The sequence below is a fragment of the Pseudomonas sp. GM78 genome (assembly GCF_000282475.1).
Lineage (GTDB): Bacteria > Pseudomonadota > Gammaproteobacteria > Pseudomonadales > Pseudomonadaceae > Aquipseudomonas.
This window is the reverse complement of sequence record NZ_AKJF01000011.1, coordinates 1-7,633: the sequence shown is the minus strand read 5'-3', so window position 1 is coordinate 7,633 and position 7,633 is coordinate 1. Positions and strand designations below refer to the sequence as shown.

At 59.2% G+C, this 7,633-nt stretch carries 9 protein-coding genes and 1 tRNA gene; 5 read left to right on the top strand and 5 right to left on the bottom strand.

All coding sequences use genetic code 11. The features are described 5' to 3' along the window. From PMI35_RS34870 to PMI35_RS30805, 5 genes are all read left to right on the top strand, one after another. The coding region (locus PMI35_RS34870) for a hypothetical protein (protein ID WP_008054659.1) at positions 1-158 on the top strand (158 nt) is incomplete at its 5' end. Between the two features lie 204 nt (positions 159-362). Continuing rightward, positions 363-1,739: an L-serine ammonia-lyase gene (locus PMI35_RS30790; RefSeq protein ID WP_008054658.1), complete on the top strand. Its 1,377-nt coding sequence runs from the start codon at positions 363-365 to the stop codon at positions 1,737-1,739. A 36-nt stretch (positions 1,740-1,775) separates the two neighbouring features. Beyond that, positions 1,776-2,900, top strand: coding sequence for a glycine cleavage system aminomethyltransferase GcvT (gene gcvT, locus PMI35_RS30795; protein WP_008054657.1), 1,125 nt, complete (start codon positions 1,776-1,778; stop codon positions 2,898-2,900). 402 nt (positions 2,901-3,302) lie between these two features. Continuing rightward, positions 3,303-3,515 (top strand): cold-shock protein, encoded by a 213-nt coding sequence (locus PMI35_RS30800; protein ID WP_007931076.1) that lies wholly within the window; start codon positions 3,303-3,305, stop codon positions 3,513-3,515. Between the two features lie 94 nt (positions 3,516-3,609). Continuing rightward, complete coding sequence (locus PMI35_RS30805) at positions 3,610-4,098, top strand: RDD family protein (protein WP_008054656.1); 489 nt, start codon at positions 3,610-3,612, stop codon at positions 4,096-4,098. Between the two features lie 135 nt (positions 4,099-4,233). On the opposite strand, the gene nadA is transcribed toward PMI35_RS30805, so the two are convergent. The 5 genes from nadA to ybgF all read right to left on the bottom strand — a co-directional run. Next, a complete protein-coding gene (gene nadA, locus PMI35_RS30810) occupies positions 4,234-5,292 on the bottom strand; it encodes a quinolinate synthase NadA (protein WP_008054654.1) in 1,059 nt (352 codons plus the stop codon). Between the two features lie 271 nt (positions 5,293-5,563). Then, positions 5,564-5,639: transfer RNA gene (locus tag PMI35_RS30815), tRNA-Lys, on the bottom strand. Positions 5,640-5,702: 63 nt separating this feature from the next. Then, complete coding sequence (gene queC, locus PMI35_RS30820) at positions 5,703-6,395, bottom strand: 7-cyano-7-deazaguanine synthase QueC (RefSeq protein ID WP_008054653.1); 693 nt, start codon at positions 6,393-6,395, stop codon at positions 5,703-5,705. Position 6,396: 1 nt separating this feature from the next. Beyond that, complete coding sequence (gene queE, locus PMI35_RS30825) at positions 6,397-7,044, bottom strand: 7-carboxy-7-deazaguanine synthase QueE (protein WP_007995628.1); 648 nt, start codon at positions 7,042-7,044, stop codon at positions 6,397-6,399. A gap of 167 nt (positions 7,045-7,211) precedes the next feature. Continuing rightward, positions 7,212-7,633: tol-pal system protein YbgF (gene ybgF / locus PMI35_RS30830; protein ID WP_008054652.1), on the bottom strand; the 422-nt coding region annotated here is incomplete at its 5' end.

Here is a 7,633-nt window from a genome sequence, read left to right as displayed (position 1 = left end):
TCGGTGAGTGGTCGCATCCGTACAGCCGTGAGCAGGCGGTTTACCCGGTTGCTTCGCTGATCGAAGGCAAGTACTGGCCGCCGGTCGGCCGGGTCGACAACGTCTTCGGCGATCGCAACCTGGTCTGCGCCTGCCCGTCGATCGAAAGCTACGCTTAAAACTGATGGGGGCGGGTTCGCCTGCCCCCACTTTCAAAAACACCACAAAACCCTGTGAGAGCTGGCTTGCCAGCGATGAGGGTGGATCAGTCGCCATTTCTGTTGCCTGACACACCGCCATCGCTGGCAAGCCAGCTCCCACAGGATCGTGACCAGCCCGAAAAATTTCCGCCAATACCTATAACAAGAAACCGGAGAACAACCATGTCGTTAAGCGTGTTCGACCTGTTCAAGATTGGCATCGGCCCCTCCAGCTCCCACACCGTCGGCCCGATGCGCGCTGCCGCACGTTTCGCCGAAGGCTTGCGCCGTGAAGGGCTGCTCGCAGCGACCGCTTGCGTCAAAGTCGAGCTGTACGGCTCACTCGGCGCCACCGGTAAAGGCCACGGCAGCGACAAGGCTGTGTTGCTCGGCCTGGAAGGCGAACACCCGGACACCGTGGATACCGAAACCGTCGCCGCCCGCCTGCACGACATTCGCGGCAACGGTCGTTTGAACCTGCTCGGCGAGCACAACATTGCGTTCAATGAGAAAGAACACCTGGCGATGATTCGCAAGCCCTTGGCCTATCACCCCAACGGCATGATCTTTCGCGCCTTCGACGCAGCGGGCCTGCAAATCCGCAGCCGCGAGTACTATTCGGTTGGCGGCGGTTTTGTCGTCGATGAAGACGCCGCCGGCGCCGACCGCATCGTCGAAGACGCTACCCCCCTGACCTTCCCGTTCAAAAGCGCCAAGGACCTGCTTGCTCACTGCACCACCTATGGCTTGTCCATCAGCCAGGTGATGCTGACCAACGAAAGCGCCTGGCGCCCCGAAGCGGAAACCCGCGCCGGCCTGTTGAAAATCTGGCAAGTGATGCAGGACTGCGTCGCCGCCGGTTGCCGCAACGAAGGCATCCTGCCCGGTGGCTTGAAGGTCAAGCGCCGGGCAGCAGCGCTGCACCGGCAACTATGCAAGAACCCCGAATCGTCACTGCGTGACCCACTGTCGGTACTGGACTGGGTCAACCTGTACGCCCTGGCGGTCAACGAAGAAAACGCCAACGGCGGACGCGTGGTGACAGCCCCGACCAACGGCGCGGCCGGGATCATCCCGGCGGTATTGCATTACTACATGCGCTTCATTCCCGGCGCGAACGATGACGGGGTGGTGCGTTTTCTGCTGACCGCCGCGGCCATCGGCATTCTGTACAAGGAAAACGCTTCGATCTCGGGCGCCGAAGTCGGCTGCCAGGGCGAAGTCGGCGTGGCCTGTTCTATGGCGGCGGGCGCCCTGTGCGAGGTGCTTGGCGGCACTGTGCAACAAGTGGAAAACGCCGCGGAAATCGGCATGGAACACAACCTCGGGCTGACCTGCGACCCGATTGGCGGCCTGGTGCAAGTGCCTTGCATCGAACGCAACGCCATGGGTTCGGTCAAGGCCATCAATGCCGTGCGCATGGCCATGCGCGGCGACGGGCAGCACTTCGTGTCCCTCGACAAGGTCATCCGCACCATGCGCCAGACCGGCGCCGACATGAAAAGCAAATACAAGGAAACCGCCCGTGGCGGTTTGGCGGTCAACATTATCGAGTGCTGATGCGCGCTCATCTTCACACTTCTCCAGGAGCTGAATATGTCCACCGAACAACTGTTGAAAACGCCGTTGCACGCCCTGCACATCGAATTGGGCGCGCGCATGGTGCCGTTCGCCGGCTATGACATGCCGGTGCAGTACCCACTGGGTGTGATGAAAGAACACCAGCACACCCGCGAGCAGGCCGGCCTGTTCGATGTCTCGCACATGGGCCAGATCCGCCTGACCGGCGCCAATGCCGCCAAGGCCCTGGAAACCCTGGTGCCGGTGGACATCGTCGACTTGCCGGTAGGCATGCAGCGCTACGCCATGTTCACCAACGAGACCGGCGGCATCCTTGACGACCTGATGGTCGCCAACCTGGGCAACGACGAACTGTTCCTGGTGGTCAACGCCGCCTGCAAGGACCAGGACCTGGCCCACCTGCGCAAGCACATTGGCGAGCAGTGCAGCATCGAGCCATTGTTCGAAGAACGCGCCCTGCTCGCCCTGCAAGGTCCAGCCGCGGTGACCGTACTGGCACGTCTGGCGCCAGAAGTGGCCAAGATGACCTTCATGCAGTTCGCCCCCGTGAAACTGCTGGGCGTGGACTGCTTTGTCAGCCGCTCGGGTTACACCGGTGAAGACGGTTTCGAAATCTCGGTACCGGCCACCAGCGCCGAAGCCCTGGCCCGCGCCCTGCTGGCCGAGCCTGAAGTGGCGGCCATTGGCCTCGGTGCACGCGACTCCCTGCGCCTGGAAGCCGGCCTGTGCCTGTACGGCCATGACATGAACACCGACACCACCCCGATCGAAGCCAGCCTGTTGTGGGCCATCTCCAAGCCACGTCGTGCCGACGGTGCGCGCGCCGGCGGCTTCCCTGGCGCAGAAAGCGTGTTCGCCCAGCAACAAGCCGGTGTTACCCGCAAGCGCGTCGGCCTGCTACCGCAGGAACGCACCCCGGTGCGCGAAGGGGCTGAAATCGTCAACGAAGCCGGCGAAATCATCGGCAGCGTTTGCAGCGGCGGCTTCGGACCGACCCTGGGCGGCCCTCTGGCCATGGGTTACATCGACAGCGCCTACATCGCCATCGATACGCCAGTATGGGCAATTGTTCGTGGGAAAAAGGTGCCTTTGCTTGTAAGCAAAATGCCATTTGTTCCACAACGCTACTATCGCGGCTGATTGACTGTTCCTATAAGTAACGCGGTTGCGCTTACACTGCACTAATGTGTAACGTAACCGCCATAAAATAGTGCATCGTTTGGCTCTAAGCTTCGATTATGAACTTTGCTTATAACGATCGAAAACATTTGAACACCGCCAGCGCATAAGCCCGTGCTAGTTGTCGGGGTGCCAGCAACCTGAGCAAATCCGGGCCTTTCACAGGGCTTGTTTTTTCTCCCATAGTTGGCGTAGAGTTTGTTCACTGTGTTTGCATGGGTCGCTTGGAATCGTGACCTGGGCAGTAGCCTACAAGTTAGCTACATCCCGTTCGACGTCTTCTTACTCTCCTGCAACCAGCCCCAGTACTCTTTCATGAGAAAGAGACTGTCATTAATTTTTTTGCGTCAAAGGAAATAAGAAATGTCCCAACGTCAGAGCGGTACCGTCAAGTGGTTTAACGACGAGAAAGGTTTTGGTTTTATCACTCCTGAAAGCGGTCCGGATCTGTTCGTGCATTTCCGCGCCATCCAGGGCAACGGTTTCAAGAGCCTGAAAGAAGGCCAGAAAGTGACCTTCATCGCTGTGCAGGGCCAGAAAGGCATGCAGGCTGACGAAGTACAAGCAGAAGGTTAATCTTCTGTAACGAAAAAGCCCCTGATGCTGACATCAGGGGCTTTTTTGTGCGCGTAAATCCGTAAAATGGCTTCTTTTGCGCCCAGAGGCTGCCATGTCGAAACACCTGCTCAAACCCCAGGGCGACTTTCCCGCCGTCGGCCTGGGTCGTCGCCTGGCAGCGATGTTCTATGACTTCCTGTTGTGCACCGCCCTGCTGATCGTCACCAGCGGCGCTTACAAGATGATCCAGATGGCGATCATCGGCGAAGAGAAAATGCGCACCCTCACCGAAGCGGGCGCGCTGGACGGCGATCCACTGCTTTCAACGGTGCTGCTGTTCGTGTTGTTCGGCTTCTTCGCCAAGTTCTGGACTTACTCGGGCCAGACCCTGGGCATGCAGGTGTGGTGCGTACGCGTACAGAACGCCGATGGCTCGTCCATCAGCCTGTGGCAGGCGCTGTTGCGCTTTGTGGTGTCGATCGCGTCCTTGCTGTGCGTGGGCCTGGGGTTCTTCTGGTCGCTGTTCGACAAGCAGAAACGCAGCTGGCATGACATCTACTCCAATACCCAGCTGGTGCGCATCCCCAAGAAGACCAAATAAATTCGCATCGCACAAATCATTGTAGGAGTGAGCCTGCTCGCGATAGCGGCGTATCAGTCAACATGCATGTGACTGACAGACCGCTATCGCGAGCAGGCTCACTCCTACAGTTTTTCTGCGACTAGCTGATAGCCCTCAGGCGTTACCGGCCAATTTCATGCGCGCAGCCTGGGTGAAATCCAGCATGCGCTTGAGCGGCCGAATCGCCTGCGGAATCAACGCCGGATCAACAAAGATCTCGTTCGTCCCCTCCTTCAAGCTCTTGAGCGTGCGCTCAAGGGTATTCATCGCCATCCAGGGGCAATGCGCGCAGCTGCGGCATGCCGCGCCGTTACCGGCCGTAGGCGCTTCGATAAAGACCTTGTCCGGGCACAGCTGCTGCATCTTGTAGAAGATACCGCGGTCGGTAGCGACGATCAGGGTCTTGTTCGGCAGGCTCTGTGCCGCCGCGATCAACTGGCTGGTGGAGCCGACGGCATCCGCCAGCTCGATCACCGAGGTCGGCGACTCCGGGTGCACCAGGATCGCTGCATCCGGATACAGCGCCTTCATGTCTTCGAGCTGCTTGGACTTGAACTCTTCGTGAACGATGCAGGCACCGTCCCACAGCAGCATGTCGGCACCGGTCTGACGCTGAATGTAGGTGCCCAGGTGCTTGTCCGGCCCCCAGATGATGGTTTCACCGTTATCCATCAGGCTTTCGACGATTTCCAGCGCGCAGCTCGATGTCACCACCCAGTCCGCGCGGGCTTTGACCGCCGCCGAGGTATTGGCGTAAACCACCACCGTACGCTCCGGGTGCTGGTCGCAGAACGCGGAAAACTCATCGACGGGGCACCCAAGGTCCAGCGAGCACGTCGCTTCCAGGGTCGGCATCAGGATGCGTTTTTCCGGGTTAAGGATCTTGGCCGTCTCGCCCATGAATTTCACACCGGCAACCACCACCGTCTTCGCCGGATGGGCATTGCCGAAGCGGGCCATCTCCAGCGAGTCGGAGACACAGCCTCCGGTCTCTTCGGCCAGGGCCTGAATCACCGGATCGCAATAGAAGTGCGCCACCAGCACCGCGTCCTGAGCCTTGAGCTCGGCAGCGATGGCGGCACGATAATAAGCTTCCTCATCGGCGGTCAGCGGTTTGGGCTGCTTGGCGTCGAGGTGGGCTTGAACCAGAAGGCGTTCGGAAATCTGCGTCATGTTCGCAAGACCTGCAGGCGCATTCGCGCGAAAGTCGAGTATACACCCGGCTCCGGACCCAACAGGGTACCGCCGGGAAAGTGAGTATTGATCAGGCACGGACAGCGTTGAAGCTGCGCAAGGCTACAGAATATCGGGAGGATGCAAAAGATGATTCTGACCTGCGCCCTGCAGTGCAGCCCATCAATGGGGCGGTGTTAAATCGAAGGCAAAAAAAAACCCGGAAATCCTCACTTGCGTGGGCCTTCCGGATTTTCTAAACCGCCAAAAATGGTGGGTCGTGTGGGATTCGAACCTACGACCAATTGGTTAAAAGCCAACTGCTCTACCAACTGAGCTAACGACCCGCTGTGTGGTGGCGCGTATAATACTGATTTTTAAGGACTATTCAACACCTATTTTAAAATAATTCAAAAATAAGGTGTCGGGTCGCTGATTCCGGCCGCCGCAAAGCCTTCTGCCCGCAGTCGGCAGCTGTCGCACTTGCCGCAGGCACGGCCGTCATCGTCAGCCTGATAGCAGGAAACGGTCAGGCCGTAGTTCACGCCAAGCTTTACACCTGCCTGGACGATCTGTGCCTTGCTGAGGTTTTGCAGCGGTGCCTGGATGCGGAAGCCATTGCCTTCCACGCCGGCCTTGGTCGCCAGATTGGCCATGCGCTCGAACGATTCGATGAACTCGGGACGGCAATCCGGGTAACCGGAGTAATCCACCGCGTTGACGCCGATGAAGATGTCCCGCGCACCGATCACTTCTGCCCAGCCCAGCGCCAGGGACAGAAACACCGTGTTACGCGCAGGCACGTAAGTCACTGGAATGCCTTCGCCCAACTCTTCCGGGATATCGATGCTGCTGTCAGTCAGCGCCGAGCCGCCCATGCCGTTCAGGTTGAGGCCAATGACCTTGTGCTCGACCACACCCAGGTCGCGGGCGACGCGTTCGGCGGCGTACAGCTCAGCATGGGACCGCTGGCCGTAGTCGAAGCTCATGGTGTAGCAGCTGTAGCCTTCGGCACGCGCCATGGCCACGACGGTGGCCGAATCAAGGCCACCGGACAACAGGATGACCGCGCGTTTTTCAGCAGTGTTCAGTGGTTCAGACATTTCAGCGCCCCGGCTCGTCGTTCCAAAGATATTTATGCAGCTGCAATTGCAAACGCACTGGCAGGTTGTCCGCCACTACCCAGTCCGCCAGGTCTCGAGCATTGAGATCATGGTGGCTTGGCGAGAACAGGACTTCACCGGCGCGCTGGTCCAGACCGTACTGGATCAACTTGGACACGGACCAGTCATAGTCTTCCCGCGAGCAGATGACGAACTTCACCTGATCGTTGGGCGTCAGCAGCTCGATGTTTTCGTAGCGGTTGCGGTGCGCTTCCTTCGAACCCGGGGTTTTCAGGTCGACAACGCGACTGACCCGGGAATCTACCGCCGAGATATCAATAGAGCCACTGGTTTCCAGTGACACTTCGTAACCGGCATCGCACAAGCGCTTGAGCAATGGAATGGCATTGGGCTGGGCCAGGGGTTCGCCACCCGTGACGCAGACGTAACGCGGCCGAAAGCCGGCTACCTGCTCGAGGATATCGTCGAGGGTGCGAATCGTCCCACCGGTGAATGCGTAGGCGCTGTCGCAATATTGGCAACGCAGAGGGCAACCGGTCAGGCGCACAAAAACAGTGGGCAGGCCAGCAGTCCGCGTTTCACCCTGCAACGAGTAGAAAACTTCGGTAATTCTCAATGTGTCTTGCATAGTCGCCACGGGCGTAACAGCTAAACAGGCTGTCCGCCTCCGTCAGGCACTTCAAGGAACCCCGGCAATGCGCAGGCCCCAAAAAGCGTGTTTCATAAAATGGGCGTGAATTCTAACGAAAAAACCCGCGGCAAGCGCGGGTTTCTTCGAAACGGGTCAAGCAGCCCTTACATTTTCTGCAGGTCACGCTGGGCCAGCTGAGCGGCGGAAGTGCCCGGATACTGGGCCACCACCTGTTGCAGAATGCCTTTTACCTTCTCGGGATGACCCAGGCGGCGCTCTACATCAGCGAGCTTGTACAGCGAGTCAGGCACTTTGGCGTGCTTGGGGTACAGCTGCGAAACCTTGGCAAAAGCCTGACCTGCACCTTGCAGGTCGCCTTTGGCCAGGTTCACTTCGCCCAGCCAGTACTGGGCATTGCCCGCGTACTGGCTGTTCGGGTATTTGCGCAGGAAAGCGGCAAAGGCCTGGCTGGCCTTGTCGAAATCCTTGGCCTTGATCAGGTCGAAGGCAGCATCGTAATAGAGCTTTTCCTTCGCCGGATCCGCCGGCTCGCTACCCGCGGCGGGTGCTTGAGCGGCAGCCGCTC

What these genes read in the sequence shown, in the direction of transcription:
- PMI35_RS30790 (WP_008054658.1), top strand. Translation starts at nt 363, where the DNA reads ATGTCGTTAAGCGTGTTCGACCTGTTCAAGATTGGCATCGGCCCCTCC.
- gcvT (WP_008054657.1), top strand. Translation starts at nt 1,776, where the DNA reads ATGTCCACCGAACAACTGTTGAAAACGCCGTTGCACGCCCTGCACATC.
- PMI35_RS30800 (WP_007931076.1), top strand. Translation starts at nt 3,303, where the DNA reads ATGTCCCAACGTCAGAGCGGTACCGTCAAGTGGTTTAACGACGAGAAA.
- PMI35_RS30805 (WP_008054656.1), top strand. Translation starts at nt 3,610, where the DNA reads ATGTCGAAACACCTGCTCAAACCCCAGGGCGACTTTCCCGCCGTCGGC.
- nadA (WP_008054654.1), bottom strand. Translation starts at nt 5,292, where the DNA reads ATGACGCAGATTTCCGAACGCCTTCTGGTTCAAGCCCACCTCGACGCC.
- queC (WP_008054653.1), bottom strand. Translation starts at nt 6,395, where the DNA reads ATGTCTGAACCACTGAACACTGCTGAAAAACGCGCGGTCATCCTGTTG.
- queE (WP_007995628.1), bottom strand. Translation starts at nt 7,044, where the DNA reads ATGCAAGACACATTGAGAATTACCGAAGTTTTCTACTCGTTGCAGGGT.